17 protein-coding genes are annotated in these 14,259 nt (G+C 69.5%); 15 read left to right on the top strand and 2 right to left on the bottom strand.

The genetic code is table 11. The features are described from left to right. Positions 1-31: 31 nt before the first annotated feature. From IB257_RS31640 to IB257_RS25925, 14 genes are all read left to right on the top strand, one after another. Positions 32-490 (top strand): hypothetical protein, encoded by a 459-nt coding sequence (locus tag IB257_RS31640; protein ID WP_225589249.1) that lies wholly within the window; start codon positions 32-34, stop codon positions 488-490. Continuing rightward, complete coding sequence (locus IB257_RS25985) at positions 477-1,229, top strand: glycosyltransferase family 2 protein (protein ID WP_054458180.1); 753 nt, start codon at positions 477-479, stop codon at positions 1,227-1,229. Before IB257_RS31640 ends, IB257_RS25985 begins: the two co-directional genes overlap by 14 nt. Then, complete coding sequence (locus IB257_RS25980) at positions 1,226-2,149, top strand: glycosyl transferase (protein ID WP_054458181.1); 924 nt, start codon at positions 1,226-1,228, stop codon at positions 2,147-2,149. The genes IB257_RS25985 and IB257_RS25980 overlap by 4 nt, the downstream gene beginning before the upstream one ends. Continuing rightward, on the top strand, positions 2,142-2,585 hold the full coding sequence (locus IB257_RS25975) for a thioesterase family protein (RefSeq protein ID WP_054458182.1): 444 nt from the start codon (positions 2,142-2,144) through the stop codon (positions 2,583-2,585). Before IB257_RS25980 ends, IB257_RS25975 begins: the two co-directional genes overlap by 8 nt. After that, positions 2,582-3,199 carry an outer membrane lipoprotein carrier protein LolA gene (locus tag IB257_RS25970; protein WP_054458183.1) on the top strand — a complete coding sequence of 206 codons (618 nt, stop codon included), beginning with the start codon at positions 2,582-2,584 and terminating at the stop codon, positions 3,197-3,199. Before IB257_RS25975 ends, IB257_RS25970 begins: the two co-directional genes overlap by 4 nt. Beyond that, positions 3,183-5,543, top strand: a complete 2,361-nt coding sequence (locus IB257_RS25965; protein ID WP_192493034.1) for a hypothetical protein — start codon at positions 3,183-3,185, stop codon at positions 5,541-5,543. The genes IB257_RS25970 and IB257_RS25965 overlap by 17 nt, the downstream gene beginning before the upstream one ends. 15 nt (positions 5,544-5,558) lie before the next feature. Further along, complete coding sequence (locus IB257_RS25960) at positions 5,559-6,806, top strand: NAD(P)/FAD-dependent oxidoreductase (protein ID WP_192493033.1); 1,248 nt, start codon at positions 5,559-5,561, stop codon at positions 6,804-6,806. Between the two features lie 8 nt (positions 6,807-6,814). Then, positions 6,815-7,372, top strand: a complete 558-nt coding sequence (locus IB257_RS25955; RefSeq protein WP_192493032.1) for a hypothetical protein — start codon at positions 6,815-6,817, stop codon at positions 7,370-7,372. Continuing rightward, the gene (locus tag IB257_RS25950; protein ID WP_192493031.1) at positions 7,369-8,568 is read left to right on the top strand and encodes a beta-ketoacyl-ACP synthase; all 1,200 of its coding nucleotides are present in this window, start codon (positions 7,369-7,371) and stop codon (positions 8,566-8,568) included. The genes IB257_RS25955 and IB257_RS25950 overlap by 4 nt, the downstream gene beginning before the upstream one ends. Beyond that, a complete protein-coding gene (locus IB257_RS25945; RefSeq protein ID WP_054458187.1) occupies positions 8,565-9,020 on the top strand; it encodes a hotdog family protein in 456 nt (151 codons plus the stop codon). Before IB257_RS25950 ends, IB257_RS25945 begins: the two co-directional genes overlap by 4 nt. Then, positions 9,017-9,748 carry a 3-oxoacyl-ACP reductase FabG gene (gene fabG, locus IB257_RS25940; RefSeq protein WP_119451654.1) on the top strand — a complete coding sequence of 244 codons (732 nt, stop codon included), beginning with the start codon at positions 9,017-9,019 and terminating at the stop codon, positions 9,746-9,748. The genes IB257_RS25945 and fabG overlap by 4 nt, the downstream gene beginning before the upstream one ends. Then, a complete protein-coding gene (locus IB257_RS25935) occupies positions 9,748-10,971 on the top strand; it encodes a beta-ketoacyl-ACP synthase (protein ID WP_054458189.1) in 1,224 nt (407 codons plus the stop codon). Before fabG ends, IB257_RS25935 begins: the two co-directional genes overlap by 1 nt. 47 nt (positions 10,972-11,018) lie before the next feature. After that, positions 11,019-11,459 (top strand): excinuclease, encoded by a 441-nt coding sequence (locus IB257_RS25930; protein WP_119451653.1) that lies wholly within the window; start codon positions 11,019-11,021, stop codon positions 11,457-11,459. 116 nt (positions 11,460-11,575) lie between these two features. Further along, complete coding sequence (locus tag IB257_RS25925) at positions 11,576-12,037, top strand: GatB/YqeY domain-containing protein (protein ID WP_054458191.1); 462 nt, start codon at positions 11,576-11,578, stop codon at positions 12,035-12,037. A gap of 65 nt (positions 12,038-12,102) precedes the next feature. Here the strand turns inward: IB257_RS25925 and dinB are convergent, their stop codons facing one another. Further along, the gene (gene dinB / locus IB257_RS25920; protein ID WP_119451652.1) at positions 12,103-13,182 is read right to left on the bottom strand and encodes a DNA polymerase IV; all 1,080 of its coding nucleotides are present in this window, start codon (positions 13,180-13,182) and stop codon (positions 12,103-12,105) included. Positions 13,183-13,284: 102 nt separating this feature from the next. Between dinB and IB257_RS25915 the strand changes: the two genes are divergently transcribed. Continuing rightward, the gene (locus IB257_RS25915; protein WP_054458193.1) at positions 13,285-13,707 is read left to right on the top strand and encodes a PaaI family thioesterase; all 423 of its coding nucleotides are present in this window, start codon (positions 13,285-13,287) and stop codon (positions 13,705-13,707) included. A gap of 36 nt (positions 13,708-13,743) precedes the next feature. On the opposite strand, the gene IB257_RS25910 is transcribed toward IB257_RS25915, so the two are convergent. Further along, positions 13,744-14,196: a BPTD_2524 family lipoprotein gene (locus tag IB257_RS25910; protein ID WP_054458194.1), complete on the bottom strand. Its 453-nt coding sequence runs from the start codon at positions 14,194-14,196 to the stop codon at positions 13,744-13,746. Positions 14,197-14,259: the final 63 nt, after the last annotated feature.

The following is a 14,259-nucleotide window of genomic DNA, read 5'->3' as shown; positions in this document are numbered from 1 at the left end:
TTGCGCAACCAGGGCCGCAAGGCGCTAGTGGATGCGCTGCGCGCGCACCTGGCGCTTCTTCGCGCAACTGCCTGCCAACGCCCAGGGCAAGCTGCCGCGCAGCGTGTTCGAAGCGGCCGCGGGCCCCCGACCGCTAGCGCCCGAGGCGCTGGAACTGCCGCGCCTGGCGGATCACGAACGCCGCTACCGGCTGGAAATCCCCTGCGACCTGGCGCATTTCAGCGGCCACTTCCCCACTGCTCCCGTTGTGCCCGGGGTTGTCCAGATCGGCTGGGCCATGTCGCTGGCACAACGCGACCTCCATCCCGAGCTGCGTTTCGCCGGCATGGAAGCCCTGAAATTCCAGCGCCTGCTGCGTCCGGGCGATACCGCCATGCTGGCGCTCAAATGGGACGCCTCGAAGCAGAAGCTGTATTTCGCCTACACGGTCAACGGCGCGCCCTGCTCTTCCGGCCGCATTCTGCAGGCAGGCGGCCATGGCCCCGCATAAGCTCTGCGCGCTCATTCCCGTGTACAACCACGGCGCCACGGTCGCCGCGGTGCACGCGCAGCTTGTGGCGCAAGGCTTGCCCTGCGTGCTGGTGGATGACGGCTCCGAACCGTCTTGCGCCGCCGCGCTGGATGCGCTGGCCGCCCAACCGCATACGCATCTGCTGCGGCGCGCGGTCAACGGCGGCAAAGGCGCGGCGGTGCAGGACGGGCTGCGCGCGGCGGCGGCGCTGGGCTATACCCATGCCTTGCAGGTCGACGCCGACGGTCAGCACGCCCTGACGGACGCGGCGGCCTTCGCGGCGGCCTCCCGCGCCCGGCCCGAAGCCCTCGTTTGCGGCGCGCCGCTATATGGCGACGACGTGCCGCGCAGCCGTCTCTATGGCCGCTGGCTGACGCGCGTGTGGGTCTGGATCAATACGCTTTCGCTCGACATCCCCGACGCCATGTGTGGTTTCCGCGTCTACCCGCTGGCCGCGGCGCTGCCCGTGATCGACGGCGCGCGCGTGGGCCGGCGCATGGATTTCGACATCGCCGTCCTGGTACGGCTGCACTGGCGCGGCGTCGCGATGGTCTGGCTGCCGACGCGCGTGGCCTACCCGGAAGACGGCATCTCGCACTTCAAGGGCCTGCGCGACAACCTGCTGATCAGCCGCATGCACGCGGGCCTCTTCTTCGGCATGCTGGCGCGCTCGCCGGCGCTGCTGTGGCGCCGGCTTGCCGGAGGTCCGCGTCCATGAGCGCCGCCGATCAGCATTGGGCCGATCAGCCCGAACGCGGCAGCGCCCTGTTGATGCGCCTGACGGCCTGGGCCGCACGCACTCTGGGCCGCCGCCTGGTCGCGCCCGTGGTCTGGCTGGTCGTGCTGTATTTCTATGTCAGCGGCGGCCGCGCCCGGCGCTCGATCGCGGCCTACCAGCGCCGGCTGGCGCAATCCGGCGCGCTGGCCGAACCGCTGCCGCGCCACATGCCGGTCTACCGCCAGTACCTCGCGTTCGCCAACGCCATCCTGGACAAGCTGGACGTCTGGCAGGGCAAGATCACGATGGCCCATCTGGACATCTCCGACCCTGACGGCCTGCACGCGCAAATGGGCAGGAACCGCGGCCAGATCCTGGTCGGCTCGCACCTGGGCAATATCGAGGTCTGCCGCGCGCTGGCGGAGCAAAGCGGCACCTTGAAACTCAATGTGCTGGTGCACGACAAGCACGCGGTTCATTTCAACCGCCTGCTGCACGAGGCCGGCGGCGGGCTGCGCATGATCCAGGTCAGCGAGCTGGATGCTCCCGCCATGCTGGACCTGGCGCAACGCCTGGACCGCGGCGAATGGTTGGCCATCGCCGGCGACCGCGTGCCGCTGCAGGGCGACCGTTGCGCGCCCGTGGACTTCCTGGGCGCCAGCGCGCTGCTGCCGCAAGGCCCCTGGCTGCTGGCCGGCCTGTTGCGCTGCCCGGTCAACCTGCTGTTCTGCACGCGCCACGGCGCGCGCTACCGCGTGGCGATGGAGCGCCTGTCGGACGGCATCGAATGGACGCGCGCCACGCGCCAGGCCCGGATCGCCGAGCTGGCCCAGCGCTACGCCGACCGCCTGGCCGCACACTGCCGCCTGGCGCCGCTGCAATGGTTCAACTTCTACCCTTTCTGGAAAGACGATGCGTAAACGGGGCGCCATTGGCGCTGAAGTCGAAATCCGTGTGCCCTTCTTCGACGTGGATCCGCTAAACGTCGTCTGGCACGGACACTACGTCAAGTATCTGGAACAGGCCCGCTGCGAACTGCTGGACCTGCTGGGACACAACTACGACGCCATGCGCGCCAGCGGCTACGCCTGGCCGGTGATCGACCTGCATCTGCGCTACGCGCAGCCCGCACAATTCGGCCAGCGCCTGAAGGTGCGCGCCGAACTGGTGGAATGGGAGCACCGGCTGAAGATCAACTACCTGATCCTGGACGCCGCCAGCGGCCAGCGCCTGACGCGGGCCACGTCCGAACAGGTGGCGGTCTGCATCCAGACCCGCGAGATGCAGCTGACCTCGCCCGCCGCGCTGGTCGATGCCGTGCAACGCAAGCTGCAATCGATGGAGACGCCCGCATGACGCGCCGCCTGGTTTTCATACGCCGCCTGTGCGCCCTGCTGGCCTTGGCCCTGCTGCCGCTGGGCGCCCGCGCCTTCGACCTGGCCGACCTGCAAACGCAGCTGAACGCCACGCCGGTGGTGCGCGGCCATTTCGTGCAACAGAAGTTCCTGCGCTCGCTGCCGCAGCCGCTGACCAGCCGCGGCGATTTCACGCTGGCGGCGGGCAAGGGCCTGCTGTGGCTGCTGCGCACGCCGATCGCGCAGGACCTGCGCATCGACGCCCGCGGCATCTCCCGGCGCGACGAAGCCGGCAAATGGCAGGCTCTGCCGCAGCATTCCGGCGCCGGCCGCGAGAACCGGCTGTTCCTGTCCGTGCTGGCAGGCGACACCGCCGGGCTGCGCGAAAACTTCGACCTGGCGCTCACTGGCGACGCCGATGCCTGGCAGCTGCTGCTGACGCCGCGCTCGGTCCTGCTGCGCCAGATCTTCGACAACATCCAGATCAACGGGGGCAAGCTGGTGGACCGCATCGAACTGCGCGAGACGCAGGGCGACCGCAGCGTGCTGCAAATGACGGATGCGCAGGCCGCCCAGGCCCTGACCGCCGAGGAGCAACGTGCGTTCGCCGATTGAGCGCTGGCTGCCGCGGCTGTTCAAGCTGGGGCTGCTGCTGATTCTCTGCGCCGGCGCCTGGCAAAGCCGCCACGGCTGGCCGGTGTCGGCCAACCTGATGGAGCTGGTGCCCCAGGCCGGCGCCGACGCCACGCGCCAATTGGCCGAGGCCCGCATCCAGGAGCCCCTGTCGCGCCAGCTCATCGCGCTGGTCGCGACTCAAAGCGCAAACGCCGGCGCGGATGCCGCGGCCCCCGCGCGCCTGCTGGCGCAGCGCTGGACCGACAGCGGCCTGTTTTCTTCCGTGCAGGTGGAACTGCAAATCGACGTGCCCGCGCTGCGCGCGCAACTGCTGGCGGGCCGGCTGGCCATGCTGCCGGCGGCCGACCGGCATCAGCTCGAGACCGATCCCGCAGCCTACGCCCAGCGCCGCGCACGCGAGCTGTCCGATCCATTTTCATCTTCGGGCCTGGTGCCGGCGGACCAGGACTGGCTGGGCCTGACGCGCCGCGCCGAACAGGCGCTGCGCCCAGGCGGCGCGGTGCAGTACGACATGGGCACGGGCACCCTGCAGGCCGAACATGCTGGCAGACGCTGGATGCTGGTGCGCGCAGAAACCCGCGGCGATGCGTTCGACGCGGCCGCGCCCCAACAAATCGCCGCGCAGCTCGAACAGGACCGCGCGGCGCTCGGCGCGGCCGGCGCCGAGCTGCTGGTGGCCGGCGGCCCCTTGTACGCCGCCGCGGGCCGGGCGCAAGCGGTTGCCGAAAGCAGCTGGATCGGTACCGGCGCCACCATCGGCATCGTGCTGGTCCTGCTGCTGGCGCTGCGGCGCGTGCGCGCGCTGCTGGCTTTCGTGCCGGTCGCCGTCGGGCTGCTGACCGGCGCGGTGGCCTGCGTGGCAGTGTTCGGCTCCATCCACGTCCTGAACCTGGTGATCGGCGCGAGCCTGATCGGCGTAGCGGTGGATTTCCCCATGCATTGGCTCGGCAAGAGCTATGGCATGGCCGACTGGCAGGCCTGGCCCGCGCTGCGGCGCGTCCTGCCCGGGCTGACCATCAGCCTGGCAGCCAGCCTGGTCGGCTACGTCGCGCTGGCGTTCACCCCATTCCCCGCGCTGACGCAGACCGCGGTGTTCTCGGCCGCCGGCCTGCTGGGCGCCTACGCCTGCACCGTGTGCCAGTTGCCGGCCTGGATGGACGGCTGGCGGCCCCGCCCCTGGCAGCCGCTGCTGCGTTTTGCCGAGGCCGCGCTGCACGCGCGTCAGCGCCTGGCCGGACGCCGCGCCGCGCTGTGGCTGGGCGCCCTGGCCCTTATCGCCGCCACTGCCGGCGGCATCAGCCGGCTGAGCATCCAGGACGATCTGCGGCAATGGCTGAGCCTGCCCGCGCCCTTGCTGCAGCAGGCCCGGCAGATCGGCGAAATCACCGGCTTCATGCCGACCAGCCAGTTCTTCCTGGTGCGCGCGCCCGACGCCGACGAGCTGCTGCGCAGGCAGGCGCGGGTGTCGCAGGCGCTGGATGCGCTGGTCGCGCGCGGCGATCTCGCCGCCTACAACGCCTTGAGCCAGCTGGTCTCGCCGGCCGCCGACCAGAAGGCGCTGGGCGCGACGCTGGCCAGCCTGGCCGGGCAGCCCGACGCCTGGAAGCCGCTTACCGACATCGGCATCCCCTACGCCGCCTTGCGCCTGGAACTGCAATCCATGGCCGCGCTGCCGCCGCAGGCCATCGAAGACGCGCTGCAAGGCCCGCTGGCCGAACGCTGGCGGCCGCTGTGGCTGGGCGTGCGTGAAGGGCAGGCCGCAGGCATGGTGACCTTGCTGGGCCTGCGCGACGCGTCCGCGCTCGAGGCCATCGCCCGGGTTGCCCCGGACGTCACGCTGGTGGACCGCAGCGGCGAACTGAATCGCATGTTCGCGGCCACGCGCATCGAAGCCGCCGAGCTCAAGCTGCTGTCCTATGGGGTCGCGGCGCTGTTGCTGCTGCTGACTCTGGGCCGGGCCGCCGCCTGGCGCATCCTGGCCGTGCCGCTCGCGGCCACCGCATGCAGCCTGGCCGCGCTGGGCTATCTGGGCCAGCCGCTCACCCTGTTCAGCCTGTTCGGTTTGCTGCTGGTGTCGGCCATCGGCGTGGATTACGCCATCTTCATGTACGAGCGGGTCGCGGGCGCGGCCGCCAGCCTGGTCGGCATCCTGCTGGGCGCCGCCACCACGCTGCTGTCCTTCGGCCTGCTCGCCGTCAGCCAGACGCCCGCCATCGCCAACTTCGGGCTGGCGGTCGCGCTGGGCGTGGCCTTCTCGCTGCTGTGGGCGCCATGGATCAATCCGCCGCGCGCCGCCGCGCCGCATCCTGCTTTCAATAACTAAAAGGAAATACCCGGCATGGAACATCGCGAAGTCGTAGTCATAGGAGCGGGGCCGGCAGGCGCGGTCGCCGCCGCCCTGTTGAAGCGCCAAGGACATGACGTCCTGATGCTGGAACGCCAGCAGTTTCCGCGTTTTTCCATCGGCGAAAGCCTGCTCGCCCATTGCCTGGAATTCGTGGAAGAAGCGGGCATGCTGCCGGCGGTGCAGGCCGCCGGCTTCCAGGTGAAGAACGGCGCGGCGTTTGCCTGCGGCGAGCGCTATACCCACTTCGATTTCCGCGACAAGTTCAGCCCCGGCCCCGGCACCACGTTCCAGGTGCAGCGCGCGCACTTCGACAAAGTGCTGGCGGACGACGCCGCCCGCCAGGGCGTGGAAGTGCGCTACCTGCAGGAAGTGACGGCGGCCGATTTCGACGGCGACGCCCCCTTGCTGGATGTGCGCGGCGCCGATGGCGCGTCCTACCAGGTGCAGAGCCGGTTCGTGCTCGATGCCAGCGGCTACGGCCGCGTGCTGGCGCGCCTGCTGGACCTGGAGCGCCCGTCGTCGATGCCGCCGCGCAAGGCCATCTTCGCCCATATCGAGGACCGCATCGACGACCCCGGCTTCGACCGCGAGAAGATCCTGATCAGCGTGCACCCGCAAGAACGCGGCATCTGGTACTGGCTGATCCCCTTCTCCAACGGCCGCTGCTCGTTCGGCGTCGTGGGCGGCGAAAACCTCTTCGGCGGCCCCGGCCAGGACCTGATGGCGACGCTGCGCGAGATGGCCGACGCCGCGCCCAATCTCAGGCGCGTCCTGAAGAACGCCGTCTGGGACACGCCCGCCAATACCATCGGCGGCTATTCGGCCAGCGTGACGCAGCTGCACGGCCCCGGCTACGCGCTGCTGGGCAACGCGGCGGAATTCCTGGACCCCGTGTTTTCCTCGGGCGTCACCATCGCCCTGCGCTCGTCCAAGCTGGCGGCCGACGCGCTGCACCGCCAACTGACCGGTGCGCAGGTCGACTGGCAGGCCGAATTCGCCGATCCGCTGATGGTGGGCGTGGAGACCTTCCGCGCCTATGTCCAGGGCTGGTACAGCGGGGAATTCCAGGATGTGGTCTTCTACGAGAACGCGCAGCCCGAGATCCGGCGCATGATCAGCTCCATCCTGGCGGGCTACGCCTGGGACCGGAACAACCCCTTCGTCGCCAACCCGCAGCGCCGCCTGCGCATGCTGAGCGAACTTTGCCGCGGCGCCGAAGCGCAGCCGCTGCCCGCCTGATCCCGACCATGGCCGCCACCCGCTCCTCCTTCCTGTCCGCCGCGCGCACCCTGGGCGCGCTGCTGGCGCTTGCCCTGCTGGCGGGCTGCGCGGGCGCGCCGCCATTGCCGGCGGGCAACGCGGACTTCACGCTGCCGCGGCAGCTGCATGTGGTGCAGGCCGTCGCCGGCCAGCCGCCGCTGGACGCGCTGCTGGTGGTGCAGCGCGAAGGCGCCGCCTTGCGCTGGTCCCTGTTCGATCCCATGGGCGTGCCGCAGGCGCGCCAGATGCTGGAACGCGGCCAATGGCGCAACGACGGCTTCCTGCGGCCCAATGCCGGGGCGCGCGATCTGTTCGCCGCCCTGATCTTCGCGTGGACGCCCGAAGCGGAACTGGATGCGGCCTACGGCGCCGGCAACTGGCGCGCCAGCCGCGAGGACGATGGCGCGGCGCAACGCGAACTGCTGGACCGCGGCGGTTCGCGCTGGAGCGTGCGCTGGCCGCAGGCCGCGCAGACCGGCACGTTCATCATCACCACTGCCGACCAGGTCACCTGGCGGATCTCGCCCTTGAAGGAGCAGCCATGAACACCTGGTTGGGTACGCCCGGCGTGGTGTGCGCGCTGGGCGCCGGCATCGACGCGGTAGCCCGCGCCGCCTTCGCCGGCGACACCTCGGGCATGCGCCCGCAGCCGGATTGGGTCCATGGCCGCACGCTGACGCTGGGCGGCCATGCGGACGCGCTGCCGCCCATCCCCGACACGCTGCCCGCCCATCACCACAGCCGCAACAACCAATTGCTGCTGGCCGCCGCTTTGCAGATCGAACCGCAACTGCGCGCCGCCGTGGCCCGCCATGGCGCCAGCCGCGTCGCCGTCGTGCTGGGCACCAGCACTTCCGGCGTCAACGACAATGCGCCGGCCTTCCGCCAACTGGCGGCGCAGGGCGCATGGCCGGACGGCTACGACTACCGCCGCCAGGCGCTGTCGTCCCCCGCCGCCTTTTTCGCGGACTGGCTGGGCGCCACCGGCCCCGCCTACACGCTGTCCACGGCCTGCACCTCCAGCGCCCGCGCCATGCTGTCCGCGCGCCGCCTGCTCGCCTCGGGCCTGTGCGACGCCGTGGTCTGCGGCGGCGCGGACACCCTGTGCCGCCTGACCATCAACGGCTTCGCCACGCTGGAAGCCATCGACGACTTGCTGTGCCTGCCCTTCTCTGCCAACCGCCGCGGCATCAACATCGGCGAAGCCGGCGTGCTGTTCCTGATGGAACGCGAGCCCGCAGGGGAGCGCTCCGTGGCGCTGCTGGGCGGCGGCGCCAGCTCCGACGCCTGGCACATGTCCGCGCCCGAACCCAGCGGCGCCGGCGCGCGGGCAGCCATGCAGGCCGCGCTGCAATCCGCCGGCGTGGACGCGGCCAGCATAGGCTGGGTCAATCTGCACGGCACCGGCACCCTCCACAACGACGCCATGGAAAGCCAGGCCATGCACGCCGTCTTTCCGCAGGGCGTGCCCTGTGCCTCGACCAAGGCGCTTACCGGCCACGCGCTGGGCGCGGCGGGCGCGCTGGAAGCGGCGCTGGCCTGGGCCACGCTGTCGGCCGGCAATGCCGAAGGACGGCTGATGCCCCACGTCTGGGACGGGCAGCCCGATCCAACCCTGCCGGCGCTGGATTTCAGCACCGCGCAGCACCGCTACGCGCAAGGCCGGCCGCGCCTGGCCATGAGCAATTCCTTCGCCTTCGGCGGCAACAACGCCAGCCTGATCCTGGGAGCCCAAGCATGACGACCTGGCCGGTATCCAGCCTGCTGCCGCACGCCGGCGACATGATCCTGATCGACGAGGTCTGCAGCCACGACGCCGACAGCCTGACCGCGCGCGCCGTGGTCAGGCCCGGCCCCTACTCGCTGCCAGACGGCTCATTGCCGCCATGGCTGGGCATGGAGCTGATGGCGCAGGCCGTGGGCGCCTGGGCCGGCTGCCAGGCGCGCCAGGCAGGCGAACCCGTCAAACTGGGCTTTCTGCTCGGCACCCGGCGCTACGAAAGCCACGCCGACGCGCTGCCCGCCGGCGCCCGCCTGACCATACATGCGCGCCGCGGGCTGATCGACGCCAGCGGCATGAGCGTCTTCGAATGCGAACTGCGCGACGACGCGCGCCTGCTGGCCGAGGCCAGGCTGAACGTCTATCAGCCCAAGGACCCCGCCGCTTTTATCCAGGAAGAATCACCCGAATGAGCACCGCCCCCATACTCGTAACCGGCTCGAGCCGCGGCATCGGCCGCGCCATCGCGCTGGCCCTGGCCGACGCCGGCCACGACCTGGTGCTGCACTGCCGCCAGCGGCTCGACCAGGCGCAAGCCGTGCAGGCCGAAGTCCAGGCGCGCGGACGCCAGGCGCGCGTGCTGCAATTCGATGTGGCGGACCGCCAGCAATGCGCCGCCGCCCTGCAGGCCGACATCGACGCGCACGGCGCCTATTACGGCGTGGTCCTCAACGCCGGCCTGACCCGCGACGGCGCGTTTCCCGCTTTGACAGGCGACGATTGGGACCAGGTGCTGCGCACCAATCTCGACGGCTTCTACAACGTGCTCAGTCCGCTCGCCATGCCCATGATCCGCCGCCGCGCGCCTGGCCGCGTGGTCTGCATGGCGTCCGTGTCCGGCCTGATCGGCAACCGCGGCCAGGTGAACTACAGCGCCTCCAAGGCCGGCCTCATCGGCGCCGCGAAAGCTCTGGCCGTGGAACTGGCCAAGCGCCAGATCACCGTCAACTGCGTGGCGCCGGGCCTGATCGACACCGACATGATCGACGAACACGTGCCAGTCGAGGAAATCCTGAAGGCCGTGCCCGCGCAACGCATGGGGCGGCCCGAGGAAGTGGCCGCCGCCGTCGTATTCCTGATGTCTCCCGGCGCCGCCTACATCACGCGCCAGGTCATCGCCGTCAACGGAGGGCTGTGCTGATGAAACGCGTCGTCATCACCGGCATGGGCGGCATCAGCGCGCTCGGCAACGACTGGTCCAGCGTGCAGCAGGCGTTCCAGGCGGGGCGCAGCGCGATCCGCGTCATGCCCGACTGGTCGCGCTACGCCGAACTGAACACCCGCCTGGCCGGCCCCATCGAAGGCTTCCAGACGCCCGCGCACTGGACCCGCAAGCAGTTGCGCAGCATGGGACGGGTTTCCCAGCTGGCGGTGCGCGCCGCGGAACTGGCGCTGGACGACGCGGCGCTGCTGGGCGACCCATGCATCGCCGACGGGCGCATGGGCGTGGCCTGCGGCTCCTCGGTGGGCAGCACGGCGGAAATCCGCGCCTTCGGCAACATGCTGCTCAACGGCGTCACGGACGACCTGAACGCCAATTCCTACGTCCGCATGATGCCCCACACCACCGCGGCCAACGTCGGCATCTTCTTCGAGCTGAAGGGCCGCATCATCCCGACCTCCAGCGCCTGCACCTCGGGCAGCCAGGGCATAGGCTACGCCTACGAAGCCATCCGCTACGGCCGCCAGGAGCTGATGCTGGCGGGCGGCGCGGAAGAGCTCTGCGCCAGCGAAGCCCTGGTGTTCGACGCGCTCTACGCGACCAGCCAGAAAAACGACACGCCCGAACTCACGCCCCGCCCCTACGACCGCGACCGCGACGGCCTGGTGATCGGCGAAGGCGGCGGCATGCTGGTGCTGGAATCGCTGGACCACGCACTGGCGCGCGGCGCGCGCATCCACGCGGAAATCGTCGGTTTCGGCAGCAATTCGGACGGCACGCACATCACACGCCCCGAGGCCGGCACCATGCGCATCGCCATGGAAATGGCGCTGGCCGACGCGGGCCTGCCGCCGCAAGCCATCGGCTACGTCAACGGCCACGGCACCGCCACGGAACAGGGCGACATCGCCGAAACGCAGGCCACGCACGGCCTGTTCGGCAGCCGCATGCCCATCAGCTCGCAAAAGAGCTACCTGGGCCACACCCTGGGCGCCTGCGGCGTGCTGGAGTCGTGGTTCAGCATTGAAATGCTCAACCGCGACTGGTATGCGCCCACGCTCAATCTGCGCAACGTCGACCCGCGCTGCGGCGAACTCGACTACCTGACCGAGGGCCGCAACATGAGCAACGAATATGTCATGAACAACAACTTCGCCTTTGGCGGCATCAACACCTCGTTGATCTTCCGCCGCTGGCGCTGAAGTTCGCAATATCCGCGTTTTTCCCTCTCCCGAATGGAATGCCTGTCATGAACGTTTCTTACAAGCTGTCCGCCGCCCTGCTTTTGTCGCTCGCATGCTCGGCGCAAGCCCTGGCTGCGGATCGTACCGTCCATCTGCCCATGCAGGCCGCAGTCGAAGCCGCCCAGGCCGCCGGCAAGATCGACGGCAGCGTCAAGTTCTACCTTGCCGGCACCGGCCCCAAGGGCACGGTGCTGGAATCCGGCGTCGTCACCAACCGCAAGACCAACGCCTTCGCCAAGAAGGACGAGGACGCCTGCCTGTGGGTGGCCCAATCCGCCATCATCGCCCTTCACGAAGCGGCCAAGAAGGCCGGTGCGAACGCGGTGACCAATATCATCAGCTACTACCGCAAGAACGAATACAGCAGCAAGACCGACTACGAATGCCATGCCGGCGCGATGGTGGCCGGCGTCGCCCTGCGTGGCGACCTGGCCAAGGTAAAGTAAGTAAGGGGAACCGGCGGCCGCGGGAACACGCCCGCCGCGGGAAATCGCCCGCCGCCGGGATACGCCGGCCGCCGGTTTAAACTGCTTGTTTGTCGCAACACCACAAAGGTTTACCCATGAGCACTGCTACGCTCAAGACCCGCCTCTCCGATGCCGTCAAGGACGCGATGCGCGCCAAGGCCGCCGAACGCCTGACCACGCTGCGCTTCCTGCTGGCTGCCGTCAAGCAGAAGGAAGTGGACGAACGCCGCGACCTGAACGACGCCGAGATCACGGCCATCATCGAAAAGCAGGTCAAACAGCGCCGCGAGTCCATCGCCGCGTTCGAACAGGCCGGCCGCACCGAAACCGCCGAACAGGAAAAGGCCGAACTGCTGGTGCTGCAGGAATTCCTGCCGCAAGCCGCCACGCCCGAGGAAGTCTCGGCCGCCATCGACGCCGCGCTGGCGGAAGTGGCCGCGCAGGGCGTGACCGGCGCGCCCGCCATGGGCAAGGTCATGGCGCTGCTGAAGCAGGCCCTGGCCGGCCGCGCCGACATGACGGCGCTGTCACAGCAAGTGAAGGCCCGCCTGGCCTGAGTCCGCACATGCCTGGCTGCCGTTCGGCTTCCAGCCAGACACGGTAGCCAGCCGCCCCGCTCGGCTCAGAACGCGCCCCCGAACAGATCGGGCTGGCGCGACTGCTCCTGCGGGTCGGCGAAATTGCTCATCCCCACCCCCGCCAGCCGGTACAGCGTTTCCGGCGGCAAGTCCACGCGCTCGCACAGCAGCCTGGCGACGGCGGCCAGCTCCACCGCCGATCCGGGCGGGTTCAGGCTGGTCTGGCTGCGCGTCAGGATGCGGAAACGGTCCGTCTTCAACTTGAGCACCACGGTACGGCCCAGGGCGCCCTTCTTCAACGCCTGGTCCCACACCCGTTCCGCCATGCGGTCGATGGCCTCGCCCACCGCGTCCAGGCGGATATCCTGCGAGAACGTCGTCTCCGACGATACCTGCTGCAAAGGCTGATCCGTCTGCACCTCGCGCTCGTCGATGCCGCGCGCCAATTCGTACAGGCGCCGGCCATAGCGGCCGAAGTAATGCTCCAGCTCCTGGGCGCTGTGCGTGGCCAGGTCTCCCACGGTATGGATGCCCAGTTGCTCCAGGCGCGCCTGCGTCACCTTGCCCACGCCCGGCACCTTGCGCACCGGCAAGGGCTCCAGAAAGGCCAGCACCTTGGCGGGCCGGACCACGAACAGGCCGTCCGGCTTGTTCCAGTCGGACGCGATCTTGGCCAGGAATTTATTGGGCGCGACTCCCGCCGAGGCCGTCAGCCCGGTTTCCTCGCGGATCTGCTGCCGGATGACTTGCGCGACCTCGGTGGCCGAGGGCAGACCCAGCTTGTTGACGGTAACGTCGAGGTAGGCCTCGTCCAGCGACAAGGGTTCGATCATGTCGGTATGGCGGGCAAAGATCTGCCTGACCTGGCGCGAGACCTCGCGGTAGCGGTTGAAATCCGGCGGCACGTAGATCGCATGGGGACACAGGCGCTCCGCGCGGGCGGCGGACATGGCCGAATGGATGCCGAACCGCCGCGCCTCGTAGGACGCGGCGCACACCACCGAGCGCGGTCCGGTCCAGGCCACGACCACGGGCTTGCCGCGCAGTTCGGGGTTGTCGCGCTGTTCCACGGAGGCATAGAACGCGTCCATGTCCACGTGCACGATCTTCCGTAATTCAATCATGGTGGTGATGCCCCCATGAGCCGTTCATCGCCTGAAACCCCGTGGCAAAACATATATTATGACCGCCGACAACCGACTTTCCATTCCTGCCCGCAACGGTCCATGACTGCAGCCTCCACGCCTCAAACCGACTACTTCGGCCTGACCATCCCCTTCATGCATTTCATCGGCCTGGTGCCCGAGAGCATCGCGCCGGCCTATGCCCGTACCTCGCTGCCCTGGCGCGCCGACCTGACCAACAGCCGCGGCGACGTGCATGGAGGCACGCTGATGAGCGTGCTGGACTTCACGCTCAGCGCCGCCGCCCGCGGCTCGGCCGACGGCACGGAAGGCATGGCCACCATCGACATGAACACCTCGTTCCTGTCGCCCGGCACGGGCGACCTGGTGATCGAGGCGCGCTGCCTGCGCAAAGGGGCGTCGATCGCCTTCTGCGAAGGCGAGGTCCGGCGCGCCGACGGCGAGCTGGTGGCGCGCGCCACCGCCACCTTCAAGATCATCCGCCGCCGCCCGGGCGGGGACTGAGCGCGCCGGCGGCGGCAAGCCGCCAGCGCCCGCGCATCAGTTGGGCAGGTCGCGCGAAGGCTTGACCGGCGGGCGCGGATCCAGCGGCATATAGCTGCTGCAAGACACCAGGCTGTAATAGACGGCGTCCTGCATCGCGCGCATGGCGGCCGCGTCCCAGGTGCCCTTGCCCCACACCGCGATGCGCACATCGGTGGTCTTGGGGCCGGCCGCCTTCAATTCGACCCGCGTCATCTCATTGTCGCTATAGGGCGCCAGCACCTGCACCACGCCGGACTGCGCGCTTTCGTTCATGGTGTCCACCACGCGATAGGCGTTGTCGGTGCTGCGTAGGCACGCATTGGCCTGCCGGATCGCCGCGTCGTAGGCGTCCTTGAAGGCCACCGGGGCCTTGAATTCGCTGTGCGGCGACGTGCCGGGCGAAATGCCCATCGAGCAGCCCGCCAGGCCCAGGGCCAGCGCCGAAGCCGCGACCAGTTTCCAGTACATGTGTATCTCCAGATCAGTGCCCGCGATTATCCCGCATATCGGCTGCGCGCGATAAGCGCAGCC

Source organism: Achromobacter sp. ACM03 (assembly GCF_014851665.1).
GTDB lineage: Bacteria > Pseudomonadota > Gammaproteobacteria > Burkholderiales > Burkholderiaceae_B > Achromobacter > Achromobacter aegrifaciens.
This window is presented reverse-complemented; position numbering and strand designations above follow the sequence as displayed.